The following is a 17,779-nucleotide window of genomic DNA, read 5'->3' as shown; positions in this document are numbered from 1 at the left end:
AAGCGAGAATACAACCCTGTGCCTCAACGCGCGATACCGCTCGAAACCAACATTCGTCCTCACAGAGCCACATATCTGTACGGTTAAGTCTCTCGAACGGCCACATCGGATATGGATCTCTTCAGCACAGAAACCCCAATTATTGGCATGGTCCATCTACCTCCCCTCCCTGGTTCTCCTGGGTTCGAGGGTGACCGGGACGCAATTCGAACCCGGCTTCTTGAGGATGCGTCAGCACTCGAGTCAGGTGGTGTCGACGGTATTATGCTCGAAAACTTCGGTGATGCCCCGTTTTATCCAGACCGGGTACCTCGGCACGTCGTCGCTGACGTTGCAGCACTCGCCGGAACACTTCGTGAGAACGTTGCAATTCCGTTTGGCGTGAACATCCTCCGAAACGATGTTCAAAGTGCCCTCGGCATTGCCGCTGCAACAGATGGTGCCTTCGTTCGCGTGAACGTCCATACCGGTGGTCGGCTGACTGATCAGGGTCTCGTCGAGGGGATGGCACACGAAACACTGCGTCTGCGTGACCAACTCGATACTGACGTTGCTATCCTTGCAGACATCGACGTGAAACACTCTGCGCCGCTCGCCGAGCGGTCACACAACGAGGTTGTTGGTGAACTCGTCGAACGCGGTGGTGCCGACGGAATCATCGTGAGTGGGACTGGCACGGGCGAGGCGGTCGATACGACGGTTCTCGAAGCAGTGGTCAACGCTCGCGATGCTCGCGGTCTCGACGCCCCTGTCTTGATCGGAAGCGGTGTCACCCCTGAGACGGCACCCGAACTGCTTTCAGTCGCTGATGGCGCAATCGTTGGAACCGCGCTCAAAGAAGGTGGCAAGACGACGAATCCCGTCGACGAGGCAGCGGTCGAACGCCTTGTCGCGTCCGTTCGATAGGCCTCGCTGTCCCCAGGGGTTCACTGCGTCTCGATAAACTCCCGAACGTCGGGTTCGGATGGGAGGTTGCCGCGTGCACCCGGTTCAGCACAGTTGAGTGCCGCCGCGGCAGCGGCAAAGCGCCCTGCGTTGCGTGCTGAATAGTCATTGAGGAGCCACGTGTGAATCAGTCCCGCAGTAAAGGTATCGCCAGCGCCGGTCGTATCATTCACGTCTACCTCGAAGGCCGGGATGTCAGTTACTGTGTCTCCTTCGAGAAGGCGCGCCCCGTCACTTCCCTGTGTAATCGCCGCGCGAGAGACGTTCCGCTGCGTAAGCGTGGCAATGGCTTCGTCGGCACCACCACCAAAATACGAGTGTGCGGCGACCTCGCCGGCCACGAAGAGATCAACAACAGAAAGCAGTCGGTCAATCGTCTCCGGTGTTGTCCCTCGGCCTTCGAGTTCCGAGAGTGGCCCTGCGAGGTCGAAGACGAGTGTCGAAATCTCACGGCGTTCGCGGGCGGTCACGAGTTTCGAGACGACCTCATCCGGAGCATAGGCACTCGTGAACACCACACTAGCGTCACCCGCATACTCGATATCGCGCGCATCAAGTCGCAAGTTCGGAACGCTCTGGCCACCGGCGACGATCATTCGTTCTCCATCTGGATCACGGAGAATCAGCGTGTACGACGATTCTTCGGGTCCAGCTTGCATCCGAGAACAATCAATCCCGCGTGCTTGGAGATCAGCTTCGATCTCGGCGGCATCGCCGGCCCCGACGCGTGTGATGATTCCTGCCGTGTTCCCAAACTCAGCGAGGCCTGAGGCGACATTTGCAGCGACGCCACCCACATCGGTCGCGTGTTCACGGGCAAATGCACCACCGTCGGGTTTCGGTAGATTCGACAGAGAGTAGATGTGGTCGATGACGGCGCTCCCGACCGTTACGACATCGAACGATGACATACGCCTACTCAACGGTGGTACGTCTTGAACATACAGGGGTTGCGGTTTACTGGTCTGGATCGAGTCCGTGCCCATCTCGTTGTTGAACCCGTTCTCGTCGATAGTTATCACCATGAGAATCTATGGCGACTATGAGCCTCACGGCCTCGAATATCACCGGATGTTGGTTGACTAGACTAGGACGCTCCGAGTGCAACGGAGCCGGCGGGACTCCTTGTTCAGGTCGAGTGACGGATGGGTACGAGCCTCCCCGATTGTGACTGCAGACAATGTGCTCATACTGTTGAAGGGAGAAATTAAAACCAGTTAATGATCTTTGACCTTGTAATTGTTAATTCTGCTGAGAAACATATGACGGTCCACTCGCAATAAGCAAAAATGATAAATATCTAACTATAAAACCATTAGACTAGAAATGCGCAGACGAGACTTTCTGTGCGGAATTGTTGCTGCATCTCCCCTAGCCATCGCGGGATGCTCAGCGGTTACTGGGGAAAACGAGAGTGAAAGGACTACACATCATCATGTAAAATCAAGTACCGTCAGAAATGGGGTTCCGTCCGAGGTCAAACAAACAGTATTCATACTAGACCTCTTCGAGAAGGACGGGAATGTGGTAATGTTGGTGTCGCCCCAGCTAGATCTAAATGGATACGACATACTTGGTACGAAACAAACAACGGTCCATCTGATTATCAACGACGTTGTTGACCAGTGGCAGCAAAGTTGGACTAAACAGAAGGGTTTGGCAGGTATTCTTACATTTGAAGCGGGGAGTGATAACCCAGTCACAATTACCGTAGAGACAGAGTTCGAGGGCGGTGGTTCAATTCAAACGAGTCGCCACGAAGAAATTCGGTATGCCTCGGGTACCAAGTAGGATAGAAATAACGAATATCTTTCAGCTTTTAACTACTCCAGCTCGTGTTGGTATACCACTTCTGTCTCAGCGGTCGTCGAAACCCCCGGTAGTTCGTTCCACTTTGCCTTGTTATATACTGTCCCGACTGCTGGTCTCTCATTGAGGTTCGAGATATTGTCCAATATCCAACACTGGCTTCCGAGGTTCACAAGAAGATCTTCACCTGACTCGAAGCCATTAGGAGAGTAATCCCATACTGCATTATTTCCTTCCGATTGGGGAGTAACTGTGACATCTGGTTGATCGTAGTCGAACTCGATCGATCCAGAGGGTCCAGTACCGTTAGCGATAGAGAAAAGCTATTACTATAGTTCCCGTTCTGTACTGTATTTGGATAGTATCCTGACAGGCCATCATCACTTGGGTCTGCGTGATTATCATCCCACCTGTGCTCTGCCTCCATCCCAGTCAGGAAATGACCCGATATACAGCCACCACAGGAATCATGGTATGCGCGGTGGGAGAAGACTGAACCTCACAAGTTCTGATTCGGTTCTGAGTCGTGTTCATCCCTTAGCCGGCACAAATTCCCTTCCAACTGACTTCGACCTAGCTTGGAGTGAGTAGTCGTAACGATGAGATCATATTTATGCCAATCATCGCCAATCTCAGGATTAAGTTCACTAGACATCAATCCATATCCACTGTTCTGGTTGAGTGTTGTTGTCTTCTCAAAAGGTTGAACAACTGTTTCAAGTTCTGTATGGACGCTTGCTTCAGAGTACTCGCTCTCAGACTCTTCTGAACTCTTGGTGCTTTGATTAGAAGATGGTAAATGGAGGCAAACACGGTTGTTCGAGATTTGAAGGGCCGACGTTGAAAATGGTGCACAGGTTGATGTGGGCTTCAGAGATGAGTTAAAGACCTCATCTTAACCAATAGAAATGGGTTGTTGACAATTATTGTTGGTTAACGTGGGTTGGGTGATCATATCCTACGAGCTACCGACACCCCTAGAACTTCCCACCGACATTATCGATACCCCCGACGACTACTCACCCTAACTCCTTCGACACGTTGCAAGATACGCCGAAGAGCTTGCGGAATCCCATGAACGAGAAGCACGGCTAGCGGAAACCGAAGAAAGCAACCTGGTCAGAGCGCGGCCAGTGGACCGTCCGGACAACGTACCCTCGTAGGCAACGGTTACGGAGAAAAAGATCAACGACAATCGATACTACTACTGGCAATAGTGAGCAGGTGATAGAGTGCTTGCCAAGTACAAAGGACCGGTCGATTCGGATAACTAGTCCTCGTTTGTTGGTGAGACGGAGAGACAATATTTTACTGGAAATAGTGGTGTGGTGGCTGGCAATCTCGTCGCATTAGCTCGCCGAACACGAGTAGACGTTGGTGCTACTCACAGTTGACTATTAACCAACGAGTGAACAGCATTCTTCTCTACGTTGGGAATCTATCTAGACTGTCTGACGAATATCAGACCTCACCGTTTCCACTAATACACTTATACGATGAGGGGTAGCGGAACCTATTCTCCCCCCATTATGGAAAACCAAGGCTAAACTCCGCCCTGCAGGAAAGTATGGATGTCAACGCGCCTTGATAGAAACTGCGGAACCCATCTGTGCTCGGCACACTCTTGGTGTGAGGAGAGGAGGCCGAGAGAGCGGTTTCTTTCGGTGGCCTCCAAGAGTTACTGCGTCTCACCGTCGCCGACGGCGAGGTTGCCGGGTCGCTTCAGTCGTCTGGGTCGGCTGTCGTCTCGGTCTCTAACTTGCCTGAAACGGGGGATAGGCCGTGGGTGAGTGCGTTTCCTGACGCCGTATCGAAGAGGTGGACATTCCCCCGGTCTATCACGACTTCGACGTCCGTGTCTTCCCGAATCGTCGAGTCGGGCTCAACACTCATCAGCAACTGGTCATCAGTCCCTGACTGGTCCATTGAGGTTCGACCCTCGCCCAACAGCATGTACGCGAATATCTCGTCACCCATCGGTTCGAGAATATCGACGCGCGCGGCGATGAGCGAAGAGGAGTCTTCGACTTCGACGCGCGCTCGGCTGGGATAGATGTCTTCGGGTCGAATCCCGACAGTCACCTCGTCACCTACCTCCACAGACTCGACAGATGTCGGATCGAACGCGAGCGAGAAGTTCGCTGTCGAAAGCGCGTCTTCTGTGACCGTCGCCTCGGCGAAGTTCATCGAGGGCGAGCCGATGAAGCCGGCGACGAACAGGTTCGCCGGCTCGTTGTAACAGACGAGCGGCGGGTCTATCTGCTGGAGTTGGCCGGCGTCAAGGACGGCGATACGGTCCGAGAGCGTCATCGCCTCTTCTTGGTCGTGGGTGACGTAGATGATGGTCGTGTCCAGTTCCTTGTGGAGGCGCTGGAGCTCGGTCCGCATGTGGACCTTGAGCTTCGCGTCGAGGTTCGCTAACGGCTCGTCCATGAGAAAGACATCGGGCTCACGGACGATGGCGCGGGCGATGGCGACGCGCTGTCGCTGTCCGCCGGACATCTCGTCGGGCATGCGTTCGAGCATGCCCTGCAACTGGACGATTTCGGCGGCGCGTTCGACGCGGCGCTCGACTTCCTCCTTGTCGTAGTTGCGGAGGCGGAGCCCGAAGGAGATGTTGTCGTAGACGTCCATGTGAGGGAACAGCGCGATGTTCTGGAACACCATCGCGACCCCGCGGTCCTTCGGCGGGAGGTTCGTCACCTCGCGGTCGCCGATGTAGATTTCGCCCTCACTCGGCTTCGTGAGTCCAGCGATACTCTCCATCGTCGTCGACTTCCCACATCCCGACGGGCCGACAAAGCAGATGAATTCGCCGTGGTCGATGTCGAGATTCATGTCGTCGACCGCCGTTACGTCGTCGTAGTGCTTGCTTACGTGTTCGAGTCGTACTCGTGCCATTGTTATTCTTTAAGTGCTCCTGCGGTCAGTCCGCTGACGATGCGTTCCTGCGCGATGATGACGAGGACGACGACGGGGATGACCCCCACAACACTCGCTGCGGCCATGAGGTTGTACTGCGTCGTGTACTGAGTCTGGTAGCTGAGAATCCCGCCGACGATCGGCGACCACTTGGACGCTTCGGGTGACGTCGCCATAATCGAGCTGAAGAAGTACTCGTTGTAGACGCTGATGAACGTGAGGACGCCCGCGGTCGCCACGCCGGGTGCCGAAAGCGGCACGATGACGCGGAACAGCGCGCCCAGTCGGGTCGTTCCCTCCACCCGCGCCGCGTCCTCCAACCCGTCGGGAATCTGCCCGTAGAAGGTCGTGAGGATGAATATCGACAGCGGGAGGAACAGCGCGCTGAACGGCATGATCATCGACCCCGGGGTGTTCAGTAGTCGGGGCGGCGTGAATAGCGGGACACCTATGAACGGAATCGTTATCGGGGCGTTACCGGCGAACGCCTGAAACAGCGGGATGACGAACGCTGCGGGCGGGAAGTAGCTGATGGCGAGGATACCGAGCATCAACAGCGCGCGTCCGGGGAACTCGATCCGTCCGAACACGTAGCCCGCGAGGCTCGCGACGACGAGGACGATAACTGTCGTCGTGGCAGCTAGCACGAAGCTATTCAGCACGTACAGGTGGAACGGGACCTGTTCGAAGACGGTAACGAATGCCGTCGGATTGAATCCTTTCGGAACGGGGAGCGGGAACGTGCCGCTGACACCGAATATTTCGACCGTCGGGAGGAAACTCCCGGAAAGCAGGTTCCCCTGCGGCGTCACCGCGAGGACGAGTAACCAGTAGAACGGGAATACTGTCGTGACCATGAAAAATGCCATCGCGACGTAGAACAGCGCTCGATACACCCGTCGTGGGTTGTGGATCGCGTTCCGTGCCCACCGCGCGAGCGGCCCGGCATCGTCTGCCGTGCCGTCGGTTTCGCTGGACATTATATCGCGTCCTCCCCCTGCCACAGGATGATTCCCATCACGACGACGCCGATGATGGCCGCTGTCACGAATGCGATGGCCGCGGACGTCCCCTCGTGCGTGTTGAACGTCGAGACGACCATGCAGGAGAGTGAGGGGACGACGGTACAGCTTGAGACCGTATCGATGATACCGTACACGCGCATCGCCTGCACCGAGCGGAATAACACTGCAACTCCGATGGTCGGCAGGATGAGCGGGAGCGTGATATATCTGAACTGCTGCCACTTACTCGCACCGGCGACGCGGGCCACGTCGTACAGATTACGATTGATGCTCTGGAGCCCGGCAAGGATGAGTAGCGCCATGAACGCCGAGGTTTTCCAGATGTCGGCGACGATAATGATGAACGTCGCGCTGATTGTGTCGTTTAGTGTGTTGGTTGGTGCCACTACTCCGAGGTCGGCGAGAATCGGCGTCGCGAATCCGACGTTCGAATCGAACATCAAGAAGAACATCATCCCCTGGATGACGATTGGGACGGCCCACGGAATGATAATCGCCGCACGGACCCACCGCCGGCCGTAGAAGTCTTGATCTAAGACGAGTGCTTGACCCAGTCCGATGAGGGTCTCGAACAAGACGCTGGCCACGGCGAAGATGAGGGTGATTACGAGGGCGCTATCGAGGAGACTCGCGGCGTCGAATCCGGTCGGGAGGAACGTCGTTCCTCCGGGGAGGAACCGGTTTTTCTCTCCGGTGAACAGCGCGACGTAGTTGTCGAGACCAACGAAACGGACGCTAGAGAGGTCAGTCGAGACAGCGTATAGTGACAGCTCGAACGTCCGCAAGAGCGGGTAGATAGCCACGATACCAAGCAGGACGAATACCGGGGTGAGCAGTAGGTACGCGTACTGCGTGTCGCTCAGGTTCTCCAGCCACCGCAAGAAGACGACGACTGGCCCCGACTGCCGTGACTCACGTGCCGGTTCCGAAGCCGTATCAGCGCTCATACTATCCCTCCGAGAGGTGTGGGACTCATGGTTTGATCTGTTGAGTGTGGAGCTCTCAGCTCGTCAGTTGCTTCTCTCAGTCTCTTCGAGGCTGGATTGGAGCGTCGCCATCGCCTCGGCCGAAGACACCTCTTGTCCGACCGCGCGATTAGCCTGTTCCGCTATTTTGCTCGATTGGTTGTTCCAGACCGCCGTAACCGGTCGAGCCATCGTGTTCTCACCGGCGACGCGGAGCGTGTCCATGTAGTCGCCGGTCGGTTCGAGCTCCGAAGCCGTCTCGGAGTTGAACAGGCTCGCCCGCGGCGGTAGCCATCCCTCGACCTCCAGGAGAAACAGCTGGAACTCCTCGCGCATCGACGCTTGGATGACCTGTGTGACGGCGTCGAGCTTCTGGCTGTTCGGGTTGACAGTAATGTGCCAGCCACCGAGTGCGGAGGTGGACCCACCGGTTCCGGGGAACTGCGCCTCGCCTTCGGGGACGCCGTAGGGAAGCGGCATCGTCCCGAGGTCGTCACCGAACTCCGACGCTGCTTGGTTAATCGCGTACGGCCAGTTGCGGTGGAACACGGCGTTCCCGTCGACGAACGGTGCGAGCGAACTGTCTTCGATCCACCCGAGGATGTTCGTCGGTGTGAAACCACCGCCGTAGTCGCTGAACTCCCCGTCGAAGCTCTCGTCGTGGACGAATTTTCGCATCATATTCAACGAGTTAACGACCGGGTCCGAATCGACGGTGACGGGTCGTTCGCCGACGGGACCGAAGAGATTCTCGCGACCACCGAAGTAGGCGCCGCCCCACGAAGACAGGACCTCGTTGAAGGTACAACAGGCGGTTCCGACGTAGATATCCCACTGGGTGGTAAAGCCGTAATCGACGCCCGAGACCTCTTGTGCCTCGGCAGCGATGTTCGACCACCGCTTCCACGTCATCGGCTCGGTGGCCCAGTTTTCCTCAGTTGGATTGTAGCCGGCCTCTTCGACGAGATCTTTCCGGTACAACATCGTCGGGTAGTCGGGGTACAGCGGAACACCGAACAGGTCCCCGCTTGCGGGGTCGATGGCCGTCTCAGTGAACCCACCGAAGTACTCGTTTTCGATGGTCGAAAGCGCACTTTCGGGGAGAACCTCAGAGAGGTTAGCGAGCTGTCCCCGCTGGATGAAGATGTTCACCCAGCCGTTGTCCATCATGAACATGTCCGGCGTCGTCTCCTGAGAGCTCAAGAGCCGATTGTACGTCGAGCGACGCTTCCCGCTGTCCGGCTGGCCCGGCTGGAACTCGACGCGGATGTCGTCCGAGAGTCCCCCTTTCTCGTGTAGTGCAGTACGGAGCTGGTCCGCGTGGTCCTGTGCGACAGTCGCGTCAAAGCCCCAGACGACGGTCGTTCCGCCGCTTTCGGACTCACCGACCTGCCCGCCGGTGTCGGAGCCGTTGCCGAACATACTCGCACAGCCGGAGAGGCCCGCTGTGACTCCCGTCGCACCTGCAGCGGCGATAAACCGCCGTCGTGAGACGCTCTTCTTCGTCGTCTTGCTCGTCTCTGGGTTCGCTGTCATCGTCCGAATTGTTCATCAAAATAGGCCCACTTATAGTTTAGGAATTGACTTTGAGATATCACAAGAACTTTATCTGGACTCTGGGCCAGTAGGTGTATGGGACTCCGACGGTCACTCGACGATTACAAGCAGAACGAAGACGCGACCGACGTATTTCCGGGCGAACGACGCACGCGACAAGGCAGATTCAGCGGGTCGGACCAACGTCTCGTTCACGTTTCACCAGCCGGGTCACTCCGAGACTACTCGTACCCACTTTCGGGCTTCGGAGGTATCGTGTCCTCGCGTTTCGGCATCCGTGTCGGTGACGCGGTCGAGTGGTTCGATGCGCTCGACACGGGGAGCCAGACGCACCGGGCGGGTCGTTCGCTCATCGAGACGACGCACCGTCTCGATGGATTCGACGTGATACAACGCGACGTTACCGATGGACTCGCCCACACGACGACGTTTGAGCTTGGCGACGATGCACCGGAAGATATCGAACTGGTCGGGTTCGTCGAGATTAGCCCGGAGGGGAGAGACGGGCGCGTCGGGCAGCTCGTCCACGACGAGGCCGTCGAGGTGTACCACAACCGAGAACACGACTATCTCGGTACTTCGACCGAGTTCGTGGAGTGTACGCCCCAAGTACTCGAACGGTTCGACGAGATACTCGCCGCGGAATCGCGGTCGTTTCCGGAGTTCGGCGCGTCCGAAGAGTACGAGGAGAGTCGCCTCACCGGTGGTGTTGGAGTCCGCGTCGCTTTCGAGGACGGTGAGACCAGTCTCGTCACCCTGCTGTCGGACATCGAAACGCAGTCTCGCTCGGATGCGCTCTCTGCGGTCGCGACCCGGACGCGACGAACTAACAGCGATTCAGCCGCGCTCCTCGCGACGGCACGGCAGGCCGGACAGTACTCCACGGTCGCGAACCGACTCGTCGCGACTGACCTTTCGGTCCTTGAGTTACTCTCCGCACCGACTGGGGCCCGAATTGCGGGGCCGGACTTCGACCCGTACTACCAGTACTCCGGCGGCTACGGCTACACGTGGTTCCGAGACGACGGAGAAGTTTCGACGTTTCTCTTGGAAGCCGACGAGTCGCTCGGACTCGACGCAGCCGAGACACACCGACAGAGCGCCGAGTTCTACCTGCGGACGCAGTTACCCGACGGCCGGTGGCCTCACCGGGTGTGGCCGATGAATGGTCGGCTTGCGCCGGGATGGGCGAACGGCCACATCGAGGGCACGGAAACGCAGTACCAAGCCGACCAGACTGCGAGCGTCCTCGTTTTCCTCGCCGAGTATCTCTCGACGTACCGACAGTCGCTCCGAAACGTCACCGTCGAGGCCATCGAGAACGCGTTACAGTCGGGAGTCGACGGGCTCGACAGTTCGCTGGAAGACGATGGCTTCCCGACGGTGTGCGAAAATGCGTGGGAGAATACGAATGGTCGTTTCACGCACACTGCCGCGAAGTTCGTTCAGGCCTACAGTACGATTGCGGTCGTCACGTGCGATGCAGCCACCAGAGAGCGCGCAACTGCGCGGGCAACGCAGGTTTTCGACGCACTCGATATGGCGTGGGCCGCCGACGAGGGTATCTACGCGCTCCGATTAGACGACGGGAGCGGTGACTTAGACGACCGAGTCGACAGCACGACCTTCTCGCTCGTCGACGCTCACCTCGCCTACCGGGCTATCGGGAACATCGGCGAAACGCGATTGCGGCGGCTCGAGCGCCATCTCCACACCGCGTTCTCCAGGCTCTGGAAAGAGACTGACGACATCTCCGGACTCACGCGATTCGAGGGCGATACGTGGCGGCAGCGAGGCCAGGGAAGCGAGAAGGTTTGGACCGTCTCGACTGGCTGGGGCGCGTACGCGGCCGAGAAGTCGATCCGACTCTTCTCGTCGACCGACGAGTACGATCCCGAGAAGTGGGCCGACCAGTTGTTCGACCAAATTGATCTCGACGGCAGTCTGTGCCTTCCATCGGGGTACCTCCCGGAGCAGTTCTTCGACACTGGGGCGCCGGACAGCGCGACGCCGTTGGGTTGGTCCCACGCCATTCGACTAGCCACGCACGCATCCCGTGTCACCCGAGGTGCCCGCACCGAGTAGGGAGCGTTACATTCGAACAACGGGGTTCGAGGCGGTTACCCGCCGGACAGCTCTCTGTCTGTACTCCCATACTAAGATTTATCCCCCACCTTGGCCGAACACTTGGGTATGGTGGAAGACGAGGTGGTGGACAGCCTCATGCGGATCGGGCTCTCGGACAAGGAGTCACGAGCATACGTGACGATACTCCGTAACGGGGCTACGACAATCCGGGTCGTCTCCGAAGAGGCAGACATCTCTAAGAGTTACGCGTACGATATCGTCGGAAAACTCGAGGAGCGCGACCTCATCGAAATCGACGACCACGTCCAACCGACGCAGTTACGGGCGATTCCGCCCGCAGAGGGCATCGACAACCTCGTTTCCCAACTACAGACCGTCGAATCCCAGTTAGAGGACCTGTTTGACTCCGAGAGCTACGAACAGCAGAAGTTCAGTATCATCAAATCTCGACGGACGATACTCGCTCAGCTCAACAAGCTGATCGACACCGCTGAATCCGAACTCGTTCTCGCACTTCCCGCATCGGTTCTCCATCGGGTCGAAGACTCGCTTAGAGAGGCCCAGAGCCGGGGAGTATTTTGTATGCTTCTCGTCACGGAATACGACGGCACGAGTTCGATCGACGGTGCGACTGCGAGTATCATCCAGACGTGGAGCGCCCCGGCGCCAGTGACGCTGACCGTTGACCGCGGTGATGGTATCATTGCCTCGGCAGATGCGATACTGAACTCGAACTCAGATGAGTACGCCATCTATCACGCCGAGGAGCATATCGTCTCCTCGTTGTTTGACTCATTTATCGCCAACTACTGGCCGATGGGTGAGCAGGTACACGTTGGGTCGAAAAGCCAACTGCCGGCGACGTTCACGAGCTTCCGCCATGCGGTGTTCGACGCGACGTTACATCTGATGGACGGTGCTGTCGTCACGGCCGAGATGGACATTCGTCCCACCCAGAGTAACGCGGCGTTCGAGACGACTACTGGGACGATCGTGGCGGTGAAACAGAGCCTCGTCCGGCCCTTCTCGAACGACTTTCCGACCCAGGAATCGTTCGTCGTTGAGACGTCTGACGACACGTTTACCGTCGGCGGCTCGAAGGCGTTCTTGGAGGATTTCGAGGCCCGACGCGTCATTTTCCGCTCGGTCAGTGATATAGAACAGGAATAGCGTTTCCTGTACGTTCTCACCGACTAGTCGCCGTGCACACTAGGCGAGTTCGAACTGAAGAGAGGACGTCTCGTTACTACAGAAGGGAGGAATCTACGAGGTGAAATCGGAGTCAGGGAACATCTACGAGGTCGACGTTGCGAGTGAGACGTGTACGTGTCCAGATTTCTCGAAGCGGAACCCGAGCGGTGGGTGCAAGCATCTACGGCGGACCGATCTCGAAATTCGGAGTGGGAACGTCCCTCGTCCCGATGGCCGTCTCCCTGAGACGACGGACGTAGTTGAGCAACTCTCAGAAAAGATACGGCAGTTGAACCAGGAGATAGAAGAACGACAGGACCGGCGACAGACACTCGTTGCAACAGTAGCGGTTATCGAGGAATTATCGAGTCAATAGACGAGAGGTTTAACCAACGTTCTGCAACACCATCTCGATTCTGTTGGTTAAGGTAGTCGTATCACTCCCGAACTGAGGATACTCCATTGCTCAAAAACCAGCCACTAATTTGAGAGATACTGATACTTCCTGTTCTGAAGTTCAATCGTCGGCAGTATACGCACCGCTTCGGTGCTCGATTCGATGGACCTCGAGGATTGACTCGTCGTAGTCCAAGACACAAGCCAGACGATACTGTCCGATACGGAGTTTCGAGAATGGTCCACCAGTTAACGGCTCAACAAAGTCGTCAGGACCTCGTCACTCTGAGTCGACAATCTCGTCGAGTTTTGAGACGATCCGGTCTTGAACGTGCGTATCGAGCCCTTTGAATTGGTTCGCAGCGCGTGGTGAGAACCTCCACGTCCAGTCTTCCTCACTCACCATCCGCGTCTCGATCCATCATTTCGAGGACTTCGTCTCGCGAGACTAAATCTGATTCACCGGACCGGAGGTCGTGTTCGCTCGCTGCGATTTGCTTCCATCCTTCTCGCGAAAATTCGGGATGTTTGATGGCGTCACGAGCAGCGTAGCGAAGGAATTCGCTCCGTGAGTTGAACCCCTGTTCTTCCCACGTTGCGTCGATGTCTTCGAGAAAGGCTTTGCTTAGCCGGAGGTTTATCTGCACCATCTCTGGGCCGTTATTGCTGGACCCTGTATCAGCATCGGACATATACATATGCTATGCGTCCGTGTAGACATAAGCCTTCTCCGAAGAACTACCTGATCGCCTTGATCGAATTCTCGGTGTCGTCGTGCCGTTGCGCCTACGACGGACGGGACAGGCTCGTGCGGGTCCGGGCGCGGTGCTGTTCCGGCGGGTCCTCGCTCTCTGCGGCCTCGCTGTGGCCGTATGCGACGCCGTTCACCACCGTATACCCCCCGGCCGTGCCGCCCCGGCGCCGCGACCGCTTCCGTTGTGTCTACCGACGGACGGCGGTCGGCGAGGCGCCGACCCGCGGTGACCGGCTGGGTATATGGTGGTGACCGCGCGCTCACCTCGAGGTTCACCCCCCGCACTCGTCTGTGGGGGTGCCGTCGGTGCCGCGCCGCGCCGGACAGGGTCCGGCGTGAAGGCGCGACGCGGGCACCTCGGTGACGGCGTCATCGGTCGACGTCGGAGCCGTGGCTCAAGCAGGTTGGTTCGTGAGAATCCCGCGAGTGGAGTCGCGGGCGCCGGCGCGTCAGCGCCTTCAGGAACAACAATGTCTAGTAACAACTCCAATCGCAAGGTAGTTTCGGTGGCTGAACAGGCGTTCGAACACGCGGACGAGACGGTAGTCGACGAAGGCGGCTTCGAGGTCGTCGACGAGACGTCGACGTTCCAGGCGACGGTGCAACAGGAGATCCAAGCAAAAGTGGATGCGAACCACCCTGACGGGATTGCAGACACGAGCGACGAGCGGATTGACGGCGTGACGTTGGCCCAAGAAGAGCGCATTCGAGCGCGGAAAGCCGAACTCGGACGGATTAGTGCCCGTGCGGAACTGGGCTCGCAAGAGGGTCGTGAGGCGCGGTCCCGGGCGATTGCGGCCGAGCGGAGCGCTGCGCGACGGCGGCAGTTCCAGAAGCGTGCGGCGAGCGTGAATCCGGTGATGGATCCCGACCGGGCGGACCCCCGGACGGAGCTAACCCAAGCACAGTTGGGCGCGGTGAACTCTCAGGCAAAACGGTTGGCGGAGAAGTTGGATGGGTGGTCGCGAGCGGCGATCAGTCGGCGACTGAGCGAGGCGGTGTTGGGTGGCAAGGATATGATGTCGGCAGCGGTAAGCGTGTTCGAGGAACTTGAGGGCGCACCGGGGACGATGGTGTCGATCGAGAAGCTTGAGGGCGTGTTGCGACGCGAGGTGTGCATTGAAGGAACGCTGACGACGGTGTGGGAGTCTGAGTCGCCGGCGATTCAGCAAGCGGGGATACTCGAAGACGAAAGCGGACAGGTGAAGCTGACGAGTTGGAAGGCGTCGGACGTGCCGTGGATTCGTGAGGGCGAACGCGTGCGGATTCACGGGGCGGCGCGGAACTGGTACGACGGGCGCGTCTCGATTGCCCTGACGGGGTGGACGACCGTGCACCCCCCTGAGCGCGACGCTTGGTGGGACGCCTAACGGCGCGAGGCAGCCCTCTTTTTTGTTGGTGGCCGAGCCGACCCAGGCCCCGCCGCCCCACCCTCCGCTCCGTGCTCGCAGACGCTGCGCGCGCAGCCACGACCTTAGTTACTGGTAGAAGATGCGACCTTTCCAGCGAGATTGAAGCGAGTAAACAAGAAGACAACGCTGTGGCACGGCTGAACGTGATTTCTCACCTGTTCGTGAATTCTCCTCAGGCCACTCCGTTGAAAATCCCGGAATCTGACAGAAGCGCTGTGACACACTCAGAGAGTGAGTTCAGCAGCTTGAATCGACAGCCACGATAGTGCAGTATCTAAAGAAGACGTGACAATCGAAGCAGAGGATATATATTACATGTGCCCATCGTCGGACATGTGCAGTCCACTTCCTCCGCCAACTGCTGGCGTTGGTACGCGTTACGGGAAGTGGACAGTATCTCGGTGTAGGGTCTGACGGGCTTCACCCAACGATACCACCGCGATGCTCACTCGCTTCTTCGCTGTACCGCACTCCAAGTGACTACCCTCTCAACACCACCAATGCCAGCAGAAGACAACTTCACCGTAACGCCCTACGCCGTCGAAGGCGACATCGACTACGACCGACTCCTCAACCGATTCGGAGCCGACCGACTCACCTCCGAACAGAAAACGCGATTCCCCGACCCCGGCCACCCGCTCGTCCGTCGAGACGTCTTCTACGCCCAACGAGATGTAGACTCGTTCCTTGATGCCGCAAACGATGGCGAACCCCATTCAATTGTGACCGGACGTGGTCCCTCCGGGCCGATGCATATCGGCCACATCTTCCCCTTTTATTTTGCAAAATATCTCCAAGAACGGACTGGCACACGCGTCTACATACCGTTCTCCGACGACGAGAAGTATTTTCTCAAGGACAAATCGCTGGACGAAATCAGCGACTACACTCGCCAGAATCTCCGCGACCTCCTTGCCGTCGGCTTTGACCCTGACCGCACTCGCATCATCGTTGATACAGCAGACGCCGACGTGGTGTACCCACTTGCTACTGCCTTTGCAAAGGAAGTGACCCAATCGACAGTCGACGCGACGTACGGAGAACCGGAGAATATCGGCCTGTCGTTCTATCCCGCCGTGCAAGCAACTCATCTGCTCCTTCCACAGCTTGTCGAAGGTCCCCATCCGACACTCGTTCCAATTGCAGTAGACCAAGACCCACATGTACGCGTCTGTCGTGACATTGCCTCGAAACAACGGTACGACGTACGAAAGCCCGGGGCATTGCTTTCGAAATTCCTCCCGAGTCTTGAAGGGCCGGGAAAGATGAGTTCGTCTGACGACGCCCCGAGTATCCTCCTTTCGGACGACCGAGAGACGGTCACCGATAAGATCCGAACGTACGCGTACTCAGGTGGACAGACGAGCATCGAGGAACATCGCTCGCAAGGTGGGAATCCAGAGGTTGATGTCTCTTACCTGTTGTTGTACTACTTCTTTGAGAAGAGCGACGAGCGGGTTGAACAACTGGCAGCAGATTACCGTGAGGGGTCTCTATTGAGTGGTGAACTCAAGGAAGTCGCGGCAGAGCGTATCGCGGATTTCCTCGAATCTCATCAGGCCCGTCGGTCGGCACTCGGTTCGCTGGATGAAGAGTTGTCTCCGTACCGGCTGACTGAAACCGAGCGGCAGGCTGTAAGAAGGCGAGCAGGATATCCGGATAACGCGCTCTCACAACAGTAGACATCTCAATTCACCGCTTTTTCACCGATTTGGCGGTAGTTGGATTGTGCAACAGTTCTGCATACCCAGCCGAACAAACTGATTGACTCGCGAGCTGCATTCAACACGCCTTCGACACACTATTCTGTAAGTTCGCTGGTATACTGCTGTTCCCAGTCGTCGCGGGCTTCGATTTCCCGGCGACCGCGAGCGGTGATTGCGTAGACGTTCGTTCGGCGGTCCTTTTCACCCTTGTCGAGCAGTCCTTTCTCAACGAGCGTGTCGAGGTTGGGATACAGCCGGCCGTGGTGGATCTCGGTTTCGTAGTAGTCTTCCAGTTGGTCTTTGATTGCGAGTCCGTGTGGCTCATCCAAGCCGGCGGTGACATACAGCAGGTCGCGTTGGAACCCGGTCAGATCGTGCATTTTGCTGTCCGTACCTAGTTTCAGAATACATAAACGCTTGTTGGCCTCCGGTCAGGGTTTACATTGACTTCGCTGGACCTGCCAGCACGACGCGCTGTGTGTGTAGCTACCAAGAAAGTTATTTAGTACCTGTAAGAAAATTTATATTCCAATGTATGCCAGCCGACGTACTCATCTTCTACTGACTGTTGGTACCCTGCTCTTCACAGTCTATTGGGCGTACAAGGGCTCGACTCTCGTCGCAGTCGGATGGGCATTCATTACAATTTTGCGGCTCTGTTGAAATCCTCTTGCCGTCTTGCGATTTGTTGAGAGACCAGTTTTCACTGTGATCCACGGAAACTAGCCAGAAAGAGCGCTCTTTGCAATGTCAACGCTGAAGGATTTCAACAAAGCCGACTCCCTGAAAAACGGAAACTAAGGAGGAGATAGAGGTTTTTAGGGCTCAGGCTAGTGTTTGCTGGCTGATGTTTTCTGTTTGTTCTCCTTCTAGTGTGCGTCGGTTTCTTCTGTGCTCGTGCTGTAGCTAGGGTTGTCACGGAGGAACTGATTGAACTCATCGTAGTGACCTTGCTCATCTTCCCAGATACCTTCAACTACGGATTTGTCCTCTACTACTGCGTACTGTG

The 17,779-nt window shown here is 57.3% G+C and carries 12 protein-coding genes and 2 pseudogenes; 6 read left to right on the top strand and 8 right to left on the bottom strand.

The features are described 5' to 3' along the window. Positions 1–111: 111 nt before the first annotated feature. Entirely contained in the window at positions 112–906 is a 795-nt protein-coding gene (locus ACSR87_RS15040; protein WP_498531089.1) for a BtpA/SgcQ family protein, read from the top strand. A 20-nt stretch (positions 907–926) separates the two neighbouring features. Here ACSR87_RS15040 and ACSR87_RS15035 read toward each other — a convergent pair whose 3' ends face one another. Further along, positions 927–1,856: a carbohydrate kinase family protein gene (locus ACSR87_RS15035; RefSeq protein WP_498531088.1), complete on the bottom strand. Its 930-nt coding sequence runs from the start codon at positions 1,854–1,856 to the stop codon at positions 927–929. 1,851 nt (positions 1,857–3,707) lie between these two features. On the opposite strand from ACSR87_RS15035, the pseudogene ACSR87_RS15030 reads away from it, so the two are divergent. After that, positions 3,708–4,028: pseudogene (locus ACSR87_RS15030) on the top strand (hypothetical protein). 448 nt (positions 4,029–4,476) lie between these two features. Here ACSR87_RS15030 and ACSR87_RS15025 read toward each other — a convergent pair. From ACSR87_RS15025 to ACSR87_RS15010, 4 genes are all read right to left on the bottom strand, one after another. Beyond that, a complete protein-coding gene (locus ACSR87_RS15025; protein WP_498531087.1) occupies positions 4,477–5,655 on the bottom strand; it encodes an ABC transporter ATP-binding protein in 1,179 nt (392 codons plus the stop codon). A 2-nt stretch (positions 5,656–5,657) separates the two neighbouring features. After that, positions 5,658–6,656 carry a carbohydrate ABC transporter permease gene (locus ACSR87_RS15020; protein ID WP_498531086.1) on the bottom strand — a complete coding sequence of 333 codons (999 nt, stop codon included), beginning with the start codon at positions 6,654–6,656 and terminating at the stop codon, positions 5,658–5,660. Continuing rightward, on the bottom strand, positions 6,656–7,648 hold the full coding sequence (locus tag ACSR87_RS15015) for a carbohydrate ABC transporter permease (protein ID WP_498531085.1): 993 nt from the start codon (positions 7,646–7,648) through the stop codon (positions 6,656–6,658). The genes ACSR87_RS15020 and ACSR87_RS15015 overlap by 1 nt, the downstream gene beginning before the upstream one ends. A gap of 63 nt (positions 7,649–7,711) precedes the next feature. Then, entirely contained in the window at positions 7,712–9,202 is a 1,491-nt protein-coding gene (locus ACSR87_RS15010) for an extracellular solute-binding protein (protein ID WP_498531084.1), read from the bottom strand. Positions 9,203–9,298: 96 nt separating this feature from the next. On the opposite strand from ACSR87_RS15010, the gene ACSR87_RS15005 reads away from it, so the two are divergent. Together ACSR87_RS15005 and ACSR87_RS15000 are read left to right on the top strand one after the other, a co-directional pair. Next, a complete protein-coding gene (locus ACSR87_RS15005) occupies positions 9,299–11,308 on the top strand; it encodes a DUF7997 domain-containing protein (protein ID WP_498531083.1) in 2,010 nt (669 codons plus the stop codon). A gap of 108 nt (positions 11,309–11,416) precedes the next feature. Next, positions 11,417–12,481: a TrmB family transcriptional regulator gene (locus tag ACSR87_RS15000; protein WP_498531082.1), complete on the top strand. Its 1,065-nt coding sequence runs from the start codon at positions 11,417–11,419 to the stop codon at positions 12,479–12,481. A gap of 538 nt (positions 12,482–13,019) precedes the next feature. Here ACSR87_RS15000 and ACSR87_RS14995 read toward each other — a convergent pair. Next, positions 13,020–13,304 (bottom strand): annotated as a pseudogene (locus tag ACSR87_RS14995) (type II toxin-antitoxin system RelE family toxin). Then, positions 13,294–13,590, bottom strand: coding sequence for a ribbon-helix-helix domain-containing protein (locus ACSR87_RS14990; protein ID WP_498531081.1), 297 nt, complete (start codon positions 13,588–13,590; stop codon positions 13,294–13,296). Before ACSR87_RS14990 ends, ACSR87_RS14995 begins: the two are co-directional and overlap by 11 nt. 532 nt (positions 13,591–14,122) lie before the next feature. Here ACSR87_RS14990 and ACSR87_RS14985 point away from each other — a divergent pair. Both ACSR87_RS14985 and ACSR87_RS14980 read left to right on the top strand, forming a co-directional pair. Next, positions 14,123–15,022: an SOSS complex subunit B family protein gene (locus ACSR87_RS14985; protein ID WP_498531080.1), complete on the top strand. Its 900-nt coding sequence runs from the start codon at positions 14,123–14,125 to the stop codon at positions 15,020–15,022. 542 nt (positions 15,023–15,564) lie between these two features. Then, on the top strand, positions 15,565–16,746 hold the full coding sequence (locus tag ACSR87_RS14980) for a tryptophan--tRNA ligase (protein ID WP_498531079.1): 1,182 nt from the start codon (positions 15,565–15,567) through the stop codon (positions 16,744–16,746). A gap of 119 nt (positions 16,747–16,865) precedes the next feature. On the opposite strand, the gene ACSR87_RS14975 is transcribed toward ACSR87_RS14980, so the two are convergent. Beyond that, positions 16,866–17,150, bottom strand: coding sequence for a PadR family transcriptional regulator (locus tag ACSR87_RS14975; protein ID WP_498531078.1), 285 nt, complete (start codon positions 17,148–17,150; stop codon positions 16,866–16,868). Positions 17,151–17,779: the final 629 nt, after the last annotated feature.

It is taken from the genome of Haloferax sp. SDI50, from assembly GCF_059802635.1.
Note: the sequence above shows the minus strand (reverse complement) of the source record. Positions and strands in the feature narration are given on the sequence as shown.

Bases quoted from the DNA above. Each gene is read 5' to 3' on its own strand.
- ACSR87_RS15015 (WP_498531085.1), bottom strand. From the start codon at position 7,648: ATGAGCGCTGATACGGCTTCGGAACCGGCACGTGAGTCACGGCAGTCG.
- ACSR87_RS14985 (WP_498531080.1), top strand. From the start codon at position 14,123: ATGTCTAGTAACAACTCCAATCGCAAGGTAGTTTCGGTGGCTGAACAG.
- ACSR87_RS15005 (WP_498531083.1), top strand. From the start codon at position 9,299: ATGGGACTCCGACGGTCACTCGACGATTACAAGCAGAACGAAGACGCG.
- ACSR87_RS15010 (WP_498531084.1), bottom strand. From the start codon at position 9,202: ATGACAGCGAACCCAGAGACGAGCAAGACGACGAAGAAGAGCGTCTCA.
- ACSR87_RS14975 (WP_498531078.1), bottom strand. From the start codon at position 17,150: ATGCACGATCTGACCGGGTTCCAACGCGACCTGCTGTATGTCACCGCC.
- ACSR87_RS14990 (WP_498531081.1), bottom strand. From the start codon at position 13,590: ATGTCCGATGCTGATACAGGGTCCAGCAATAACGGCCCAGAGATGGTG.
- ACSR87_RS15020 (WP_498531086.1), bottom strand. From the start codon at position 6,656: ATGTCCAGCGAAACCGACGGCACGGCAGACGATGCCGGGCCGCTCGCG.
- ACSR87_RS14980 (WP_498531079.1), top strand. From the start codon at position 15,565: ATGCCAGCAGAAGACAACTTCACCGTAACGCCCTACGCCGTCGAAGGC.
- ACSR87_RS15040 (WP_498531089.1), top strand. From the start codon at position 112: ATGGATCTCTTCAGCACAGAAACCCCAATTATTGGCATGGTCCATCTA.
- ACSR87_RS15025 (WP_498531087.1), bottom strand. From the start codon at position 5,655: ATGGCACGAGTACGACTCGAACACGTAAGCAAGCACTACGACGACGTA.
- ACSR87_RS15035 (WP_498531088.1), bottom strand. From the start codon at position 1,856: ATGTCATCGTTCGATGTCGTAACGGTCGGGAGCGCCGTCATCGACCAC.
- ACSR87_RS15000 (WP_498531082.1), top strand. From the start codon at position 11,417: ATGGTGGAAGACGAGGTGGTGGACAGCCTCATGCGGATCGGGCTCTCG.